Here is an 18,875-nt window from a genome sequence, read left to right as displayed (position 1 = left end):
CCGGTCAACGGACTCCGTTCCGCTGGATGACGTCGCGGTACCACAACGCGCTGTCCTTGGGGGTGCGCCGCTGGGTGGAGAAGTCGACGTGCACGATCCCGAACCTCCGCCGGTAGCCCTCGGCCCACTCGAAGTTGTCCAGCAGCGACCATACGATATAGCCGCGCAGATCGGCGCCGCCCTCCAGCGCGGCGTGCACGGCGCGCAGGTGCCCGTCCAGATAGGCGATCCGGTCGGTGTCGCGGACCCGGCCGTCATCGCTCACGACGTCGTCGAAGGCCGCGCCGTTCTCGGTGACGAGCAGGCCGACCTCGGGATAGTCGGCCGCCAGCCGCAGCAGCAGGCGGGACAGGCCGGTCGGCACGATCGGCCAGCCCATCGCGGTGACCGGCGCCTCGGCCGGGCTGAAGCGCACGTCCTCGGTGCCGGGCCAGGCGGGGTCGGCGGGTTCGCCGGGGCCGGCCTCGACCACGCACGGGTTGTAGTAGTTGATCCCGACCAGGTCGATCGGCTGGTGGATGGTCTCCAGGTCGCCGTCGCGGATGTGCGCCGTGCCGCCGTGCCGCCGGACGATCTCGAGCACCTCGGCGGGGTAGTGCCCGCGCAGCGCCGGGTCGAGGAACTGCCGGGTGAGCAGCGCGTCCACCCGGCGCACCGCCTCGGCGTCCGCCTCCGCGACGGGGGCGGACGGGTCGTGGACCTGCGCGGGGGTGACGACCGGGGAGGAGTTGATCACCAGGGTGATCTCCTGGGCCCCCGCCGCGCGCAGCGCCCGGGTGGCCAGGCCGTGACCGAGCAGCAGGTGGTGGGCGGCGCGGAAGGAGGCGGCCGGGTCCTGCACGCCGGGCGCGTGCACGCCGGAGGCGTAGCCCAGGAAGGCCGCCACCCACGGCTCGTTGAGCGTGATCCAGTTCCGGACCCGGTCGCCCAGGCGGGCGTGCACGAGCTCGGCGTACTCGGCGAACCGGAAGGCGGTGTCGCGCTCGGCCCAGCCGCCGGCGTCCTGCAGGGCCTGCGGCAGGTCCCAGTGGTAGAGCGTGGCGTACGGCGTGATCCCGGCGGCGAGCAGCTCGTCGGTGAGCCGGTCGTAGAAGGCGAGCCCCGCCGGGTTGGCCGGGCCGGAGCCCGTGGCCTGGATCCGCGGCCAGGCCACGGAGAAGCGGTAGGCGTGCAGCCCCAGCTCGCCCATGAGCCGCACGTCGCCCGCGTAGCGGTGGTAGTGGTCGCAGGCGACGTCGCCGGTGTCGCCGCCGGCCACCTTGCCGGGCGTGTGGGAGAAGGTGTCCCAGATGGAGGGCCCGCGGCCGTCGGCCGCGGCGGCGCCCTCGATCTGGTAGGACGCCGTCGCGGCGCCCCAGACGAAACCTGCGGGGAAGTCCGCCCGCCCCTCGGTCAGGTACGAAGGCGCGGTCCCCCGAGCGTTGACGACGGTCATCCCTTGACGGCTCCTTGCATGATTCCTCCGATGATCTGCTTGCCGAGCAGGCCGAACACGATGACCAGCGGCAGCGTGCCGAGCGCGGTGCCGGACAGGCCGAGCACGTAGTCGTTGACGTAGCCGGCGGCCAGGGTGGACAGGGCGACCTGCACCGTCGGGTTCTCCGGGGTGAGGACGACCAGCGGCCAGAAGTAGTCGTTCCAGGCCGACATGAAGGTGAGCATGCCGAGCACGGCCGCCGCCGGGCGGGCGACGGGGAGCACCACGTGCCAGAACAGGCCCCAGGTGCTGCAGCCGTCGACCCGGCCGGCCTCCAGCAGCTCGGTCGGCAGGGCCCGCGACAGGAACTGCGTCATGAAGAAGACGCCGAAGGCGTTGACCAGGGCGGGCACGACCAGCGCGTACATGCTCCCGGTCCACTCCAGCTTCACCATGAGCATGTAGAGCGGGATGATGCCCAGCTGCGAGGGGACCATCATGGTCGCCACGGTGAGCAGCAGCAGCGCGTTGCGGCCGCGGAAGCGCAGCTTGGCGAAGGCGAACCCGGCCAGGGTGGACAGGAACATCACCGACAGGGCGATCGTCCCGGACACCAGGACGGAGTTGAGCATCGCCAGGGCGAAGGGCACGGTGTCGAAGACCCGGGCCACGTTGGCGAAGAAGTTCCCGCCGGGCAGCAGCGGGGGCGGCACCTCGGCCAGGGCCGCGTTGTCGCGGGAGGCCACCACGACGCTGTAGTAGAGCGGGAGCGCCGAGAAGAACGCCACCGCCAGCAGGGTCAGGTAGGTGAGCCGGCCGGCGCCGCCGACGCGGTACCGGGCCCGCCGGGGCGCCGCGGGGGGCGCCTGGGGGACGGTGGTCACGTCAGTCCTCCCTTCGTGCGGCGGGTGAGCAGGTAGTTGACGCCGGCGGCCAGCGCGATGAAGAGGAACATCATCCAGGAGATGGCCGAGGCGTAGCCGAAGTCGAGCTTGGTGAAGTTCTCGTAGATGAACAGCGCGAGCGTCTGGTACTGCCGGTCGGGCCCGCCCGAGACGCTGTAGGTGCCGAACAGCAGCGGCTCGGCGAGGACCTGCATGGCGCCGATCGTCGAGGTGATCACCACGAAGACGATCGTGGGTTTGATCATCGGGATGGTGATCCTGCGGAGCTGGGTGAGCTCGCCCGCCCCGTCGAGGGTGGCCGCCTCGTACAGCTCGCGCGGTACGGCCTGCATCGCGGCCAGGAAGATCAGCGCGTTGTAGCCCGTCCACCGCCACATGATCATGACGGAGATGGCGGCGTGCGAGCTGGCCGTGCCCTCGTTCCAGGCGATCGGGTCCACCCCGACCAGGGAGAGCACCCAGTTGATCAGGCCGAAGTCGCGGCCGAACAGCTGGCTGAAGATGACCACCACCGCCACCACGCTGGTCACGTTGGGCAGCAGCAGCGTGACGCGGAAGAGCGTCTGCGCCCGCAGCGGCCGGTTGAGCAGGTGGGCCAGCCAGATGGCCAGCACCAGCTGCGGCACGGTGGACAGCACCCCGATGGACAGGGTGTTGAAGGTGGCGTTCCAGAAGTAGTCGTCGGCCAGCAGCGTGCTGAAGTTCTCCAGGCCGACGAAGGTGTGCTCGTCCTCCAGCAGCGTCCACTCGTGCAGGCTCACCCAGGCGGTGTACACCAGCGGGAAGAGCCCGAACGCGGAGAACAGCAGGAAGAACGGCGCCACGTAGGCGTAGGGCGAGCCCTTGGTGTCGAGGCGGTGGACCCACTGGCGGTACAGGGCCCGGCGGGGGCCGTGGCCGGCCCGCACCGGCCTGCCCGGTGGGGCCGCCGCCGGGCGGTCCGGTGCGCGCGTGGCCATGGCGGCTCCTTTCGGCGCGTGAGGGGGTTACTTGATCTTCTCGATGTCCTTGAGCGCCTGGGCCCAGGACTCGTCCGGCTTCTGCTTGCCCTGCTCGACGCGCTGCAGGGCGTCGCCGAACGCCTTGAAGATGTCGCCGACCTTGGGGCCCACCTTCTGCGGCTTGAGGGACTTGGCCGCGTCGGTGAAGATCTTGCCGATCGGGGCGTTGCCGAAGTACGGGTTGACGTACTCGGCCACGGCGGGGTCGTCGTACAGGGCCGGCAGCGAGGGCAGCGCGCTGGCCTCCTTGAAGAGCCTGATCTGGCTCTCCTTGCTGGTCAGCAGGTCGATCAGGGCGGCGGCCTCCTTGGGGTGCTTGCCCTGCTTGGGCAGCATCAGGTGGGTGCCGCCCTGGTTGCCGCCGCCGCCGGGCACCGCGGCGATGTCCCAGGTGCCCTCGCCGGGGTTCTGGTCCTTGATCGTGCCGGTCTTCCAGGCGGGGCAGACCATGGTGGCGAAGCTGCCCTTGGCGATGCCGGTGTTCCACGGCGGGCTGAAGGCGGCGAGCTTGGCCGACAGGCCCGCGTCGATCATCTGGACCGACAGGTCGAAGGCCTTCCTCACGTCCGGGTTGGTGGCGGCGACGACGTTGTACTGGTCGTCGTAGTAGCCGACCGGGGCCTGCTCGACCATGGCGCGGAAGTGCTCGCCCGAGCCGTCGGTGAACGCGGCGCCCCCGACCTTCGCCGCGGCGAACTTCTTGCCCGTCTCGATGTACTGCTCCCAGGTCGGCCAGAGCTTGGAGACCTCGTCGCGGTCGGTGGGCAGGCCGGCCTTCTTGAACAGGTCGGGGCGGTAGCACATGGCCAGGCCACCGACGTCGGTGCCCAGGCCGAGGAGGGCCGAGCCGTCGTTGGAGACGCCCTGCTGCCACTTCCAGTCGAGGTACTCGCCCTGCCGCTTGTCCAGGCCGTAGTCCTTGAGGTTGTGGAACTTGTCGGGCAGCGGGGTGAAGGTGGCGACGTAGCCGCTCTCCACCGCCACGACGTCGGCGGCACCCGCCCCGGTGGCCAGCTGTGTGACGAGGTTGGTGTGGTGGTCGTTGAACTGCGCGCGGCGCTCGACGATCTCCACGTTGGGGTGGGTCTTCTTGAACTCCTCGTACAGCGGCGCGAAGTGGAAGTCGCTGAACAGGCCGACGGTCAGCTTGATCTTCTCGGCCGGGGCGCCGGAGCCGGCGTCGGCGGCCGTGTCGGTGCCGCCGCCGCCGCAGGCGGCCGCGCCGACGGTCAGCGCGACGGCGGCGAGCATCGGGGCGAGGGGGCGGAGCTTGCCCATGGAACCCTCCCAGGGTCCAGAAAAACGATCATGAAGAGAGCGCTCCCTGGAGAGGTTGTTCTCTCCGGCGTTCCCTGTCAACGTCCGTCCGGATAACGATCCAGGTCACGGGGGCGCACCCGCAGCTCACCGGACGAGAAATCGCTCCCTTCCATTTCTCTTTATAACCGCAGGTGAAAGCCGATGAAAAGGGATCATGACGAAAGTGAGGGAGCGCTCCCACGGGTGCGCGGAATTCTTCCGGTGGGCGTTCGGATCGTTACACGACGGTTAACCGCGTGCTTGACAAGGGATCGGGACAGGGAGGAATCTCTGCTCCGAGAGCGCTCCCCGAAACCGCCCCCCTAGCGAGGAGACGCCGTGCACCCGTCCCGAAGACCCGGCCGCGCCCTGACTCTGCTCGCCGCGGCGGCCGCCCTCGTCGCCTCCCTCCTCGCGGCCCCGGCCACGGCGGCCGGCGCCGCCGCCGAGACCCTGCTCTCCCAGGGCGGGCAGGTCACCGCCTCCTCCACGGAGAGCGCGGCCTTCCCCGCCTCCGCCGCCGTCGACGGCGACCCCGGCACCCGCTGGTCCAGCGCCTTCGCCGACCCGCAGTGGATCCGCGTCGACCTCGGCGCCGTCGCGACCCTCAGCCGGGTGGTGCTGAACTGGGAGACCGCCCACGCCCGCGCCTTCCAGGTCCAGGTCTCCGGGAACGGCGCCGACTGGACCACCGTCCACTCCACGACCACCGGGACGGGCGGCGTGCAGACGCTGGAGGTCTCCGGCTCCGGCCGCTACGTCCGGCTGTACGGCACGCAGCGCGCCACCCCGTGGGGCTACTCCCTGTGGGAGCTCCAGGTCTACGGCACCACCGGCTCCGGCGGCGGCGAGAGCCTGCTCTCCTACGGCAAGCCCGGCGTCGCCTCCAGCTCGCAGCACGACGGGAACTGCTGGGAGTGCGTGCCCGCCCGGGCCTTCGACCGCGACCCGGCCTCCCGGTGGGCGACCGCCGACTGGGCGGACCCGGGCTGGATCTACGTCGACCTCGGCGCCACCGCGCGGATCAGCAAGGTCGTGCTCCAGTGGGACCCGGCCTACGCCAGGTCCTTCCAGATCCAGGTCTCGCCGGACGCGGCGAACTGGACGACGGTCTACTCCACGACCTCGGGCACCGGGTTCAAGCAGACGCTGGACGTCTCGGGCACCGGCCGCTACGTGCGGATGTACGGCACCGAGCGGGCCACGCCGTACGGCTACTCGCTGTGGGAGTTCCAGGTCTACGGCACCGGCGGCGCCCCGACCCTCCCGCCGCCGCTCCCGCCGGATCCGGCCGACCCGCCGCGACTGGTCTGGCACGACGAGTTCGACGGCCCGGCCGGGGCGAAGCCGGACCCGGCCAAGTGGACCGCCGACCCGGGCACCGGGCCCAACAACGAGCTGGAGTACTACACCGACCACCGCAACGCCGCGATGGACGGCGCCGGCCACCTGGTGCTGGAGGCCCGCAAGGAGGCCACCCCCGGCTCGACGTGCCCGCGCGACCCGCTGACCGGGAGCGGCACCTGCCAGTACACCTCGGCGCGGATGAACACCGGCGGCAAGTTCGAGTTCACCTACGGCCGGGTCGAGGCCCGGATCAAGGTGCCCGAGGGCAACGGCCTGTGGCCCGCCTTCTGGATGATGGGCGCCGACTTCCTGGACGGCCGGCCGTGGCCGTACAACGGTGAGATCGACATCCTGGAGGTCCTCGGCAAGGACGTGAAGACCTCCTACTCCACGGTCCACGCGCCCGCCTACCACGGCGCCGGCGGGATCGGCTCGCCCTACACCCTGCCGGACGGCGCGGACTTCTCCGACGACTTCCACGTCTGGGCCGCCGAGTGGGACAGCAAGGGCATCGTCTACAAGCTGGACGGCCGGACCGTCTTCACGCTCGACAAGGCGCAGGTGGAGGCGACCCGGGGGCCGTGGGTCTTCGACCACCCGTTCTACATCATCCTCAACCTGGCGGTGGGCGGCGACTGGCCCGGCCCGACCGACGCCACGACGCCGTTCCCGGCGCGGATGCTCGTCGACTACGTCCGCGTCTACCGGTAGAGCCCCGGCGGCCCGGCCCTTCCCCGGGCCGCCGGTCCCCGATCCCCGGGACGCCGTTCCGCGGCGGCGTCCCGGGGTATCACCGTCGACATGGCCAGAGAACCGGATGAACTAGCACATATCAACCCATTCGATCTCTTCGATGCCGAGGCGGAGCGTCTGGACCGCCACTTCTCGGGGCTCGACGCCGCGGGCTGGGCGCGCCCCTCCCGCTGCGAGGGCTGGTCGGTGCGCGACGTCCTGGCCCACCTCGCGGGGGAGGAGCTGTACAACCACGCCTGCCTGGACGACGACATCGACGGGTTCCACGCGATGCTGGAGCGCGAGGGCGTCGAGGGCGGCCTGGCCGGCTTCAACGACTGGTGCGTTCGGCGCCGCCGGGACCTGCCGGTGGAGGACGTGCTCGCCGAGTGGCGGCACCGCAACGGCGAGACCCGGCGGCGCATGCGCGCGCTCGGCCGGGACGCGCCGCTGCCGACCTCGGCCGGGCCGTACCCGGCGGGCCTGCAGGCGTTCCACTACGCCTCCGAGTACGCCACCCACGCCGACGACGTGGGGGCGCCCGTGGCGGAGGACGAGTTCGACCACCGGATCTGGTGGCGGACCGAGGTGGGCGTGTTCGCGCTCTGCGAGCGGGACCCGGGGGTCCAGGTCGAGGTGACCGCCGAGCGGATCTGGGTGTGCGCGCACGGGGTGAGCGCGCAGGTGCCCGCCCCGGTGTTCGTCGAGGCGACGGTCGGCCGGCTCCCGGAGGGCCACCCGCTCGACCGCGCGCTCGACGACCGGCTCGACCACGAGCTCCGCGAGGAGCTGCGCTGCCTCGCCTGAGCCGGGGCGCCGCCGCGGCTCAGGCGGTCCTGTCGCGGACGCGGACCGGGCGTGCCGCCGGGTGCGTCAGCGGAACTCCTCGTCGTCCTCCCCGGTCGGGGCGGGGCCGATGCCCAGCGTGGTGTCGGCCAGCTCGTCGTCCGGCACCCGGCCGGTCGGCGGCTGCCCGGCCGTACCGCCGGGGCCGCCCCCGCCCGAGGTGCCGATCCCCCCGGTACGGCCGGCGATGTCGGCGTCCGCCTGCTCGCGGGAGATCTTCCGGGGCGCCCGGACGCCGGGGGTGCGGCCCGCGAAGCGGGGGTCGTCGCCCGCGTTCGTGGCGAGTTCCTCGGCGAGCTGCTTGGGACTCTTCTTCTCCTCAGCCATGGCGCATGCCCTACCCGGCGGACGCCGCCTCACGCGCCCTTTTTATTCACTTTTATACCGCTTTAGCGGGTTATCCGGCCCCGAGCGGGAACGAGATCGGTCCCGGCGGAACCGCGCGCGGCGACTGTCCGGCGCGCGGGCGAGGAGGTGTGCCATGGCACTCATCGAGCGGGAATGCGTCCGGCGGCTGCTGGAGTCGTCCGATCCCGACACGGCGCTGGTGTTCGTCCGCGGCGACTGCATGGTCCTGTCCGACGCGCAGATCGACCCGGAGCACCGCAGGCTCGTCGTCACGCGCCGGCGCGACCTGGACCGGCACCTCGGCGGAGGCGGCACCATCACCGAGGAGCAGGTGGACCTGCTGCTGGAGCGGCTGGAGAACGCCGTCCGGGACCTCGGCGGCTGAGCGCGGCCGCGTGTTCCGCGAGGCCGTTCCGGAGCGTTCCGCGACGGCCGTGCCGGACCCCGGCGTCTGAGACGCGCCGGGATCCGGCGCGGCACCGCCCCGGAACGGGCCCGGTGCGGCACGGCCCGGGGACGGCCCGGTGTCAGCCCGCGGTGGACTGCGGGGCGGCGGCGGGGGTGCGGCCGAGCAGGAACTCCTCCATCACGAGGGTGGCGGCGCCGAGCGCGACCGCGTCCGGCCCGAGCCGGCCCAGCACGATGGAGACCCTCTCGTACGGATGGGCCAGGGAGTTCTCGGCCGCGGCCTGCTTGATCCGGGTCAGCCGGTGCCGGCCCAGCAGGTGCCCGGCCCACCCGCCGATCACGATCCGCTCGGGGTTGAACAGGTTGATCAGGTTGGCCAGCCCGGCCCCGAGGTATTCGGCCGTCTCGTCGATGACGGGGTGGCCCGACTCCACCAGCTCGCTCAGGGCCGACTGCTCGTCGACCGCCTCGGCGGACAGCCCGGCCCGGGCCAGGACGCCCTCGGCCCCGATGTAGGCCTCCAGGCAGCCGCGCCCCCCGCACCGGCAGGGGCGGCCGCCCAGCTCGATCTTGGTGTGCCCCCACTCGCCGGCGCTGCTGTCGGCCCCGCGGTAGGTGATCCCGTCGGTGACGATGCTGGCCCCGACCCCCGAGCCGATCAGTGTGACGATGGTGTGGCGCGTCCCGCGTCCCGCGCCGAACCAGAGCTCGGCCTGGCCCATCGTCTTGGCGCCGTTGTCGACGTAGAGGGGGAGCGAGGTGCCCGCGCGCAGGAGCGTGCCCAGCGGGACGGCGTCCCAGCCGAAGGTCTGCGCGTGGATGAGCGCCTCGGGGCCGTTCTCCACGATCCCGGGCACGCCGACGCCCACGCCGAGCACCCGGCCGCGGTCGACGCCGCTGCCGGCCAGCACGTCCTCGACGCCGGACAGGATGTGCCCGGCGACCAGCTCGGCGTCGTGCCGGGACGGGTGCAGCGGGCGGTCGGCCTTGGCCCGCTCGTTCATGTCCAGGTCGAACAGCTCGACGCGGACGTGGGTCTCGCCGACGTCCACCCCGATGACGTAGCCGAACTCCGGGTCGACGCGGAGCAGCACGCGGGGGCGCCCGCCGTCGGACTCGACCAGCCCCGCCTCGACGACGACGCCCTCGGCGATGAGGTCGCCGGTCACGTTGCTGACCGAGGCGGCGCTCAGGCCGGTCAGGCCGCTGAGCTCGTGCCGGCTGGTGGGTCCCGAGAAGTAGAGCGTCCGCAGCAGCACCGCGCGGTTCCCCTTGCGGAGGTCGCGTACCGTCCTGCGTTCGGGCCTGACCATGGTCTTCCTTCCCCCGGAGCTGGGGCCATGTTATGTCACGCCGTGAAGTAAGTCACCGGCGCCCCCGTGATGATCCCGCACCCGGCCCGCTCCCGCACCGCCGCGCCGCTGGCGTTACCGAAGTGTTCCCGGGAGAGTTCTCCTCTTTTTTTAAGGTTTGCACTATGTTGTGGGTCACCTCGGCCGAAGGCCTTGAGGTGGTGGTACGCCGCGGCGCGGACGCGCAGCGCACCCCCTGTCCCACCGAAGGAGAGCCACGATGATCAAGAAAGCGTGCGGAGCCCTCGCGGTCGCGGCGATGGCGGCCGGCCTCGCCGCCTGCGGGGGAGGAGACGGCGGGGGAGAGGGGAGGACGCTGACCTTCTGGTCCTACCAGCCGCTCACCCCGCAGGGCGGGCAGCTGCTGGAGAAGCTCCGCACGGACTTCGAGAAGGCGAACGGCGTCACGGTCAAGCTCGTCCAGATCCCCAAGGACGACTACAACACCAAGCTGGGCACGGCCGTCGCCGGCAAGAGCGCCCCCGACGCGGGCTACCTCGACCAGCCGCTGGTCTCCCGCTACGCGCAGGACGGCACGATCCTCCAGGTGCCCGCCGGGACGATCGACGAGAAGGAGTTCTACGCCGGCGGCCTCGACACCAACCGGGTCGACGGCAAGCTCTACGGCCTGCCCCTGGACATCACCACGGTCGGGCTCTACTACAACAAGAAGCTCGTGCCCGCCCCGCCCAAGACCTGGGACGAGCTGAAGCAGACCGCCGAGCGCGTGCACGCGGCCGACCCGAAGGTCGCCGGCATCGTGGTGCCCAAGGGCGACGGCTACGGCGCCTGGATGTGGCCCGGTTTCGTGGCGGGCGCGGGCGGCACGCTCGTCGACGAGAAGGCGAAGAAGGTCGCCTTCGACGCCCCGCCCGCCGTGGAGGCCCTGCAGCTCTGGGTGGACCTGCTGAAGTCCTCGCCGCGGAGCATCACCGACGCCGACAAGGCGTTCGAGAACGGCCTGGCCGCCATGACGATCAGCGGCCCGTGGGACATCTCCACGATCAAGGACCAGTTCCCCGACCTCGACTTCGGCGTCGCGCCGCTGCCGTACAAGAACGAGCCCGCCAGCAACATCGGCGGCGAGAACGCGGTGGTCTTCTCCGGGACGAAGAACGCCGACCTGGCCTGGAAGTGGCTCAAGCACCTGACCGCCGCCGAGAACAGCGTCGCGCTCGCCGAGGCGGTCGGCGGCTACCCGGCCAACATCAAGGGCGCCGAGATCGCCGCGGGCAGGATGGGCCCCGAGCACGCCGTCTTCATCGAGGCGCTCGAGTCCACCCGCGCCCGGCCCGCCGTGCCGGAGTGGATCCAGATCAACGACGAGATCATCGCCCCGGCCCTGGAGGCGGCGCTCACCGGCAAGGCCACGCCCCAGCAGGCGCTGAGCGACGCGGGGGCCAAGGCCCGCACCCTGCTCGGCTGGGACGGCTGAGCCCTCCCCGCGAGACACGAGAGAGGCAGATCCCGTGGCATCTCCGGTGCCGGCCGAAAGGCCCGCCGCGACGCCCGCGCCCGGACGGCGCCGCCGCCGTCCGGGCACCGTGCGCCGCGACCACCTCGCCGGGTGGCTCCTGGTCGCCCCCGCCGTGGCCTACTTCGCCGTCTTCCTGCTCCATCCCGCGCTGTCGGCGCTGTACTACAGCTTCACCGACTGGGATCTGCGCACCGAGGCGAACTGGGTCGGCCTGGCCAACTACGCCGAGCTGTTCACCGACGACGTCAAGTACCCGCACTTCTGGAAGTCCGTCGGGGTCACCCTGCAGTACACGCTGATCGCCGTGCCGCTGACGCTCGGCACCGCCCTGGCCCAGGCGCTGCTCGTCAACGCCGTGCGCAGGGGCTCCAACGTCTTCCGGCTGCTGCTGTTCCTGCCCGTGGTCACCGCCGAGGCGGCGGTCGGCGCCATCTGGCGCTGGCTCTACGACCCGCAGTACGGGCTGATCAACGCCGCCCTGGGGCTGTTCGGCGTGCCCCCGCAGAACTGGCTCAACACCCCCGAGCTGGTCATCCCGGCGCTGGCGTTCATCGCCGCCTGGCAGTGCGGCATCTCGATGATCATCTACCTGGCGGGGCTGAAGGGCGTGCCGAAGCCGATCATCGAGGCGGCGACCATCGACGGCGCCGGGCCGGTCCAGCGGTTCCGCAAGGTCGTGCTGCCGATGCTCCGGCCCACCACCTTCTATCTCATGGTCACCGGCGTGATCGCGGCGCTCCAGGTCTTCGGGCTGGTCTACGTGATCTTCTCGGGAGGGGGCGGCAAGGGCGCCGCGGGCGGCCCCGAGCAGTCGGGCCTGACCTACGTCCTGCACCTGTACCTGTTCGCCTTCCGCTACGACGCGATGGGCGCGGCCTGCGCCATGTCGTTCATCCTGCTCGTCTTCATCATGATCATCACCGTGCTGCAGTTCAGGTTCGTCAAGCAGGAGGCCTCGTGAAAACCGTGCGCACCGGTGCGGTCAGGCCGAAGTTCCGGCTCGCGCCCGTCTACGCCGCCCTCGTCCTGCTCGCCGCCGTGGCGGTCGTGCCGTTCCTGTGGATGCTGGCGACCTCCTTCAAACACGGCCCCGACATCTACACCAAGGTGCCGAACCTGCTCCCGCTGGACCGCAGGACGGGGGGGTGGTCGGCCACCCTGGAGAACTACGACTACGTCCTCGGGCTGAGCGGCCTCGGCCAGGCGTTCCTCAACAGCCTGTGGGTCTGCCTCGTCCTGGTGCCCGGCAAGCTGCTGCTCGACGCCTTCGCCGCCTACGCCTTCGCCCGCATCCCCTTCCCCGGACGGGACAAGCTCTTCGCCGTCCTGCTCGCCGGCATGATGGTGCCCACCATCACCCTGCTGGTGCCCCGCGTGCACATCACCCAGCAGCTCGGCATGTTCGACTCCGGCTGGGGGCTGATCGTGCCCAACCTCGTCTCCGTGCTGGACATCTTCCTGCTCCGGCAGTTCTTCCGCTCCCTGCCCGCCGAGCTGGAGGAGGCCGCGCTCATCGACGGGGCCGGCCGGATGCAGATCTTCTGGCGGGTCGTCCTGCCGCTCTCCAAGCCGGTGCTCGCGGTCGTCACGATCACCAGCTTCATCTTCCACTGGAACGACCTGGTCTGGCCGCTGGTCGTGCTCAACGACCCCGAGCTCTACACGCTGCCGCTCGCGCTGCAGCAGCTCACCAGCCAGTGGGCGGGCCGCGCCTACTACATCATGGCCGGCGCCGCGCTGGCGGTCGTCCCCGTCATCATCGTGCTGCTGGTCTTCCAGCGGCGCATCCTGGAGGGCATCGCGTTCACCGGCCTCAAGTCGTAGGCCGCCGGGCGCCCGCCCGCCGTGCGCGCCGCACCCGCGGCCGCCGTACGCGCCGGGCCGGACCCCGCCCGCCGCGGATCCGGACCCGGCCCGGCGCACCCGCCACCCCGTCCCACCCGTCAAAGGAGTCCCGCGTGCCCATCGAGGTCCGCGACGGAGCAACCGTCCTCGACGGCGAGCCCCGGATGCTCGTCACCGCCGACTACCCCTACTACCGCGACCACCCCTCGGTCTGGGCGGACCGGGTCACGGCCATCCGCGACGAGCTGGGCATCACCGTCATCACCTGCTACATCCCCTGGCGCCACCACCAGCCCGCGGCAGAAGCGGCGCCGGACTTCACCGGCGCCACCCACCCGAGCCGCGACGTCGTCGGCTTCCTCTCGCTCTGCCGCTCCCTCGGGGTGCGCGTCATCGCCAAGCCGGGGCCGTTCATCCACGCCGAGACCGACTTCGGCGGCCTGCCCGACTGGGTGGACCCGCAGGCCAACGCCCTCATCGAGCCCCTGCTGGACGCGGCCGGCGCCCCCTGCCTGTGGGCCGGGCGGCAGCTGCCCGCCCCGCTCGGCGCGGCCTTCGACGCCCACGTGAACCGGTGGCTGCGGGCCGTCGGCACCCAGGTGCTCGCGGGCGCCCGGGACCCGGACGGCCCCGTCGTCATGATGCAGATCGCCAACGAGGGCGTCTTCACCAACGGGGCACTGCCCCTGTCGGCCTACGACTACAGCGCCTCCGGCCTGGCCTTCTTCCGGGACGGCCTGGCACGGCGGTACGGCACGACGGCGGAGTACAACCGCCTGCACGGCACGGCCGTACGGAGCTGGGACGAGATCGAGCCGCCCCGGGAGTGGACGGCGCCCGCGCGGCCGCAGGACCAGCTGGCCTACGCCGACTGGGGCCGCTTCCACGCCGAGTACCTCACCGAGGTCTACCACCGCTGGGCGGCGGCGGTCGACTGCCCGGTACCGGTCGTGGTGAACCTCAACCCGCCCGCCGGGGACCACCACTCCTTCGACGACTGGCTGGCCCGGGTCCGCCCCGAGATGTGGGACGGCATCGCCTACGGCTTCACCAACTGGATGGGCGTGGTCTCGGCCGACCCGGACGCCCAGGCCCGCTACGTGCTGGCCGCCAAGCGCGCCCCCGGCCCCAATCTGGAGGAGAACTGGGGCTTCTCCGAGCTGTACGACCGCGCCTACGCCGACGCCGCCACGAGCTTCCACCAGAGCCTGCTGGCCCTCGCCGCCGGCGCGACCGGCTTCAACGTCTACACCGCCGCGGGCACTTCCGGCTGGCCGCGGGAGCTGGACTCGGTGCACGCCGAGCCGTACCCGGACTGCGCGCCCATCGGCGCCGACGGCACCGCCGGCGAGAAGGCACCGGCGGTGCGCGCCCTGGCGGACTTCCTCGCCCTGCACGGCGCCGAGTTCCTGGAGTGCGTCCCGGTGCGGGGCGGGGCGTTCGGGCTCTACCTCCCCTACGCGGGCATCGCCGCCTGGGCCCCGCCCGGCTCCGGCGGCCCCGAGTGCGGCCGCGCGCTGCGGGACTTCCACGACCGCATGCGCGCCGCGGGGCTCGACTACCGCGTCCTCGACCTGGAGAGCGCGCACGCGCTGGACCCGGTCTCCTTCCCGGAGCTCACCGTGCCCGGCGGCCCCTTCATGCACCGCCGCGTCCAGCGGCTGCTGGCCGGATACGCCGGCAGCGGCGGCCGGCTCCGCGTCGACGGCGCCCTGCCCGGGCTGGACGAGGAGCTGCGGCCCTGCCGGATCCTCGCCGACGCCCTCGGCGCGGCCCCCTCCCCGGCGGCGGACGGACCGGCTCCGCGCGGGGCGCGGGTGGTCGAGGGCGACGCCGACGTGTTCCTCCGGGTGCACCCGGAGCGCGACGTCGCCTACCTGACGGTGCTGGCCATGAGCGGCCACGAGGGGCCGGTCCGGATCGACCTGGACGGGCGGGAGGTGGAGGTCGTCACCGCCCGCGGCGGGGCGGCCGTGCTCCGCCTCGTCGCGGGCGCCCTGGACGACTTCCTCGTCAAGGGCGTCAACGGCCACCTCGGCTCCGCGGTCGCGGCCGGGGCGCGGGCCGGAGGCGTGCGGCACACGGCCGAGGCCCCCGCCGACCTGTCCCGGATCGGCGGCGCCGTGATCACGGAGCCGTGTCGTCTGTCCCCCCTCGGGTAGGTAACCGGGGTTCCGGCCGTGTCGCGCAGGTCCGAGCCCGGGACGGCAGGACACGGCCGGAGCCAGGCCCGTCCCGGGCGGGGAAGATCGGGGGACGAACGCATGGGCGAGGACGTGAGATCCGGCCGGGAGCGGCCGGGGGGCACGGTGGTGGACATGCCGCTGCGGGCCGTGGGCCCGGACTACTCGGGACCGGGGGTGGAGGCCGAGACCGCCCCGGACCGGCGGGGACCCGCGACCGGTCCCGGCGGCCGTGACGGCTACGTCACCCTCTACACTGCCCGGGCCTCCTCGGGAGGCGGCAGGGCCGGGCGGGTGGCGTCGGACGACGGGCTGCTCGACCTGGAGATGAGGGCGCCGCGGCAGCTCGGCGGACCCGGAGGCGCGCCCAACCCGGAGCAGCTCCTGGCCGCGGCGTACGCGGCCTGCTTCCACAGCTCCCTCGCGCTGGTCGCCGGGCGGAGCGGGGCGGACACCGCGGACGCCTGCGTCGAGACGGCCGTGGAGCTGCGCAAGCGCGGCAAGAGCGACGACTACGCGATCGGCGTCGAGGTGACGGTCCGCCTCCCCGGAGTCGACCGGAGCACCGCCGAGCACCTCGCCGAGCAGGCGCACCGGCACTGCCCGTACTCCAAGGCGCTGCTGGGCGGCGCGGAGGTCCGGGTGCGCGTCGCCTGACCCGGACGCCGGCCCGCTCCGGCCCGGCCCGGCCGGGTCCGTCCGGCCCGGGACCGGCGGTTTCGCCGGGGCCGCCGGCCCGCCCCGGGGCGGGCCCGCGCCAACCGCGCTCCAGGAATCGTCCCAGGAACCGGCAGGGATGCGGGGCGCGCCCCGGATGCGGGTAGTCAACCTGCGTCGCGGCGGTGACACGGCGGTCTCCGCAGGGGAGAGCGCGCCCGCACCGGTGACGCAGGGGGAACGCATGCAACGCAACACGGTCGTGCGCGCCGTGCACGACATCGGGACGGCCGTCTGGTTCGGCGGCGCGCTGATGGGCGCCGTCGGGCTGAACGGCGCCGCCTCCGAGGTGAGCGACCGGCGCGAGCGCGCGCGGGTGGCGAACGCCGGATGGAACCGGTGGGCGCCGGTCAACGCCGCGGGGATCGCCATGAACCTCGCCGGCTCGGCGGGACTGCTCCTGGCCAACAAGGGGCGGGTGGCCGCCCAGCAGGGAGTGGTCGCCAGCTCGCTGGTGAAGGCGGCGGTGACCGGCGCGGCGCTGGCCGCGACCGTCTACAGCAGGAGGCTCGGCGCCGCGCTCGACCGGGCGGGCGACGTGCCCGCGGAGGGCGCGGTCAAGCCCGACGAGGACACCCCGGAGGAGATCGCGCGGGTGCAGCGGCGGCTGCGCGCCATGCAGTGGGTGGTGCCGGGCCTCACCGGCGCGCTGGTCGTGCTGACCTCGCTCCACGGTGAGCAGCAGCGGCCCGGCGAGGTGGTCCGGGGCGTGGTGCGCCGGCTCCTCCCCGGCTGACGGGGGCCGCTGACGGGGCTACCGAAGGGGCCGCCGTCCCGGCTGCGGCGGACGGCGCTTCCGGCGTCCTCCCGGGGCGGGACCTCTCCGAGAGCGCGGGTCGGCGCCTCGTCCGGGATCGTCCGGGATCCTCAGGGACGGCAGGCGGGCTCACGGACCTCCGTCATCGCCGGGACGGCCGAGGAGGCCGACGGCCCGGCGGAGGCGGAGGTCCGCAGCGTGCACGAGCGGTCCGGCAGCGCGAGGGTCAGGACCACCAGCACGGCGGTCAGGATGAACGTGGCCGCGACGACGCAGACGAACTCGCGGCGGCTGGCGGTGTGGCCGAAGCGGTCCCACGTGATCCGCCCCTCCGGCCGTGCCGCGTTCAGCGCGTCCATGCGGGAGGCGAAGGCGCGGTCCTGCCGGCGCAGCGCCTGCTCGATCTCCGCGAGGATCTGGTTCTCCCGCCGCGACAGGCTCATGACGGGTCACCGCCCGGCGGAAGGCCCGCGCGGCGGGGTGCCTGGGCGGTCGGCTTGACGCTGCTCAGAGGTGACATGGCCGTCCAAGAAAGGAGGGGGAGCACCTATCGGCTGTTCTCCAGCCAGTAGGACGAATTCCCTGCCATGTCGTGATCACGCCCGATCCGTGGGCGGATCGACAAACTTTGGCACCCGAATCAGATGATGGAGTTGAATCTCACCTTTTCATGGTGTTCGTCTTGAGTCGTGCCGTACGGCCGTGCGGCGGGCCGCCCGGTTCCGCCGCTCCGGGGGCGCGCCCCGCGAGGCGCCGCCGGCCGCGCCGCCCGCCGCCGACCCGCGGGCGGCGCGGGGGATCAGGGGAGCGGGCGCCCCGTCCCCTCGCCGGGCAGGTAGCCCCCGTCGCCCTCCGCGGTCCGGCCGGACCCGCCGTCGGGGTCGTCGGTGTCCCCGGCCACCCAGTCCAGGTCGGCCCCCACGTGCCCGCCCGAGGGCGCCTGCGGCCGGGTGTCACGGGGCGCGTCGTCCTCCGGTCCCGTCTCCACCGGGCCCCTCGCCCGCCGGGAGGCGTCCGCCGGATCGTCGAACGGCCCCTCGAACCCCTCCGGCATGGGGGAGGGGCTGGGCCCGGCGACCGTCTCGATGTGGTCGCGCTCGTCGGCCCGCGCCGCCACCGACTTGGCGTCGGAGCCGGCCGCGGCCGGCTGCTCGTCGTCGCGCCCGGCCATGAAGCCCATCGGCCGGGACCAACCGCTCTTGGGCGCGGCCTCGTCGCGGGGGTTCCCGCCCGGCTTGGCGTTGGAGCCGCGGATCGACCCCGGGCCGATGTCACCCCCCATGTCGTGCAGCTCCGGGTCGAAGGTCGTGCCCTTGTACTGCTCCCGTTCGGCCGCCTTGCGGTCCTCTTGCTCGCTCATCGTGCTCCTGCCTCCTTCCGCTCCCGTCCAGGGCTCATTCGGGCTCCACCCGCATGGCGGCCTCCTCGGCCGTGTATCCGCCGCGGTCCGGTCCCACCTCGTCGGCGACCATGTCCTTCTCGGCGTCGGAGCGCAGGCCCTCGTCCGTGTCGACCAGGCGGCCCGCCGGGCGCGGCTCGTCCCACACGGTGCCGGACGGCTCCTCCGGCTGCGCCGACCAGCCCGGGCCGGCCTCGTCGTCCCGCTCGTATCCGGTGTCGAGGTCGGACCCCACGCCGAGCCCGCTCGTCTGGCTCACCCCGCCGTCGAGGTCGTCCGGGACCTCCGGGTCCAGCCCGCCCCCGGTCCCGGCGCCGGAGCCGGCCGCGCCGGCCGTCGTCCCGGCCCGCTCGTCGGCTCCGAACACGGGCTGCTCCTCGGGGACCTCCCGGTCCAGGCGGCCGTCCAGGGACTCGCCCTGGATCTGCTCGTCGACCGTGGTCCCGAACTCCTCGACCGCGACCGGATGGTCGCCGGGCAGCGGGGCCTCCTGCGGGTCCACCGCCCACTGCTGCTGCGGCGTGCCGTCCTGGAGGTCCGGGATGCCCTCGTCCTCGAACCGCGAGTGCGGATCCTGCTCCGGTATGCGCTCGCTCACAGCGACTCCTTCCTGCTGTTTCCCCCTACGGTCTCCCGCTGCCCAGCGGGCTGTGGTGGTAACAGCCGGACGGGGTCAGATCTCCTCGGAGGGGTTGGTGGGGTCCAGCTGGCGCGGCTGCGCCTGGGCGGCGATCTTCGGGTGGTGCAGGTCGAAGGCGGGCCGCTCGGAGCGGATGGCGGGGATCGCGGTGAAGTTGTGCCGCGGCGGCGGGCAGGACGTGGCCCACTCCAGCGAGTTGCCG

At 72.9% G+C, this 18,875-nt stretch carries 18 protein-coding genes; 9 read left to right on the top strand and 9 right to left on the bottom strand.

What is annotated here, in order from left to right:
- Positions 1-4 precede the first annotated feature (4 nt).
- From ABD823_RS11195 to ABD823_RS11180, 4 genes are read right to left on the bottom strand one after another with little or no spacing between them, the layout of a single operon-like run.
- Complete coding sequence (locus ABD823_RS11195; protein WP_344858530.1) at positions 5-1,435, bottom strand: GH1 family beta-glucosidase; 1,431 nt, start codon at positions 1,433-1,435, stop codon at positions 5-7.
- Positions 1,432-2,301 (bottom strand): carbohydrate ABC transporter permease, encoded by an 870-nt coding sequence (locus ABD823_RS11190; RefSeq protein WP_344858528.1) that lies wholly within the window; start codon positions 2,299-2,301, stop codon positions 1,432-1,434. Before ABD823_RS11190 ends, ABD823_RS11195 begins: the two co-directional genes overlap by 4 nt.
- Positions 2,298-3,281: a carbohydrate ABC transporter permease gene (locus ABD823_RS11185; protein WP_344858527.1), complete on the bottom strand. Its 984-nt coding sequence runs from the start codon at positions 3,279-3,281 to the stop codon at positions 2,298-2,300. Before ABD823_RS11185 ends, ABD823_RS11190 begins: the two co-directional genes overlap by 4 nt.
- Before the next feature lie 27 nt (positions 3,282-3,308).
- The gene (locus tag ABD823_RS11180; protein ID WP_344858525.1) at positions 3,309-4,601 is read right to left on the bottom strand and encodes an ABC transporter substrate-binding protein; all 1,293 of its coding nucleotides are present in this window, start codon (positions 4,599-4,601) and stop codon (positions 3,309-3,311) included.
- A gap of 360 nt (positions 4,602-4,961) precedes the next feature.
- Between ABD823_RS11180 and ABD823_RS11175 the strand changes: the two genes are divergently transcribed.
- Together ABD823_RS11175 and ABD823_RS11170 are read left to right on the top strand one after the other, a co-directional pair.
- The gene (locus ABD823_RS11175) at positions 4,962-6,680 is read left to right on the top strand and encodes a discoidin domain-containing protein (protein WP_344858523.1); all 1,719 of its coding nucleotides are present in this window, start codon (positions 4,962-4,964) and stop codon (positions 6,678-6,680) included.
- Positions 6,681-6,770: 90 nt separating this feature from the next.
- A complete protein-coding gene (locus ABD823_RS11170) occupies positions 6,771-7,508 on the top strand; it encodes a maleylpyruvate isomerase family mycothiol-dependent enzyme (protein ID WP_344858521.1) in 738 nt (245 codons plus the stop codon).
- A 66-nt stretch (positions 7,509-7,574) separates the two neighbouring features.
- Here the strand turns inward: ABD823_RS11170 and ABD823_RS11165 are convergent, their stop codons facing one another.
- Complete coding sequence (locus ABD823_RS11165; RefSeq protein WP_344858519.1) at positions 7,575-7,874, bottom strand: hypothetical protein; 300 nt, start codon at positions 7,872-7,874, stop codon at positions 7,575-7,577.
- Between the two features lie 154 nt (positions 7,875-8,028).
- Here ABD823_RS11165 and ABD823_RS11160 point away from each other — a divergent pair, with 154 nt between their 5' ends.
- On the top strand, positions 8,029-8,280 hold the full coding sequence (locus ABD823_RS11160; protein ID WP_344858518.1) for a hypothetical protein: 252 nt from the start codon (positions 8,029-8,031) through the stop codon (positions 8,278-8,280).
- Positions 8,281-8,422: 142 nt separating this feature from the next.
- Here ABD823_RS11160 and ABD823_RS11155 read toward each other — a convergent pair whose 3' ends face one another.
- A complete protein-coding gene (locus ABD823_RS11155; protein ID WP_344858516.1) occupies positions 8,423-9,616 on the bottom strand; it encodes an ROK family protein in 1,194 nt (397 codons plus the stop codon).
- Between the two features lie 259 nt (positions 9,617-9,875).
- Between ABD823_RS11155 and ABD823_RS11150 the strand changes: the two genes are divergently transcribed.
- The 6 genes from ABD823_RS11150 (at position 9,876) to ABD823_RS11125 (ending at position 16,613) form a co-directional block, all read left to right on the top strand.
- A complete protein-coding gene (locus ABD823_RS11150; RefSeq protein ID WP_344858514.1) occupies positions 9,876-11,090 on the top strand; it encodes an ABC transporter substrate-binding protein in 1,215 nt (404 codons plus the stop codon).
- Between the two features lie 34 nt (positions 11,091-11,124).
- Positions 11,125-12,093, top strand: a complete 969-nt coding sequence (locus tag ABD823_RS11145) for a carbohydrate ABC transporter permease (protein WP_344858513.1) — start codon at positions 11,125-11,127, stop codon at positions 12,091-12,093.
- Positions 12,090-12,956 (top strand): carbohydrate ABC transporter permease, encoded by an 867-nt coding sequence (locus ABD823_RS11140; RefSeq protein ID WP_344858511.1) that lies wholly within the window; start codon positions 12,090-12,092, stop codon positions 12,954-12,956. Before ABD823_RS11145 ends, ABD823_RS11140 begins: the two co-directional genes overlap by 4 nt.
- Positions 12,957-13,090: 134 nt before the next feature.
- A complete protein-coding gene (locus tag ABD823_RS11135; protein WP_344858509.1) occupies positions 13,091-15,139 on the top strand; it encodes a beta-galactosidase in 2,049 nt (682 codons plus the stop codon).
- Positions 15,140-15,241: 102 nt separating this feature from the next.
- Entirely contained in the window at positions 15,242-15,817 is a 576-nt protein-coding gene (locus tag ABD823_RS11130; RefSeq protein WP_344858507.1) for an Ohr family peroxiredoxin, read from the top strand.
- Between the two features lie 244 nt (positions 15,818-16,061).
- A complete protein-coding gene (locus ABD823_RS11125; RefSeq protein WP_344858506.1) occupies positions 16,062-16,613 on the top strand; it encodes a hypothetical protein in 552 nt (183 codons plus the stop codon).
- A gap of 131 nt (positions 16,614-16,744) precedes the next feature.
- Here the strand turns inward: ABD823_RS11125 and ABD823_RS11120 are convergent, their stop codons facing one another.
- The 3 genes from ABD823_RS11120 to ABD823_RS11110 form a co-directional block, all read right to left on the bottom strand.
- Positions 16,745-17,077, bottom strand: coding sequence for a DUF3040 domain-containing protein (locus tag ABD823_RS11120; RefSeq protein WP_344858504.1), 333 nt, complete (start codon positions 17,075-17,077; stop codon positions 16,745-16,747).
- Positions 17,078-17,433: 356 nt separating this feature from the next.
- Positions 17,434-17,994, bottom strand: a complete 561-nt coding sequence (locus ABD823_RS11115) for a hypothetical protein (protein ID WP_344858502.1) — start codon at positions 17,992-17,994, stop codon at positions 17,434-17,436.
- 34 nt (positions 17,995-18,028) lie between these two features.
- Complete coding sequence (locus tag ABD823_RS11110; RefSeq protein ID WP_344858500.1) at positions 18,029-18,631, bottom strand: DUF5709 domain-containing protein; 603 nt, start codon at positions 18,629-18,631, stop codon at positions 18,029-18,031.
- Positions 18,632-18,875 lie beyond the last annotated feature (244 nt).

Origin of the sequence: Planomonospora alba, from assembly GCF_039534085.1 — a bacterium.
Classification (GTDB): domain Bacteria; phylum Actinomycetota; class Actinomycetes; order Streptosporangiales; family Streptosporangiaceae; genus Planomonospora_B; species Planomonospora_B alba.
This window is presented reverse-complemented; position numbering and strand designations above follow the sequence as displayed.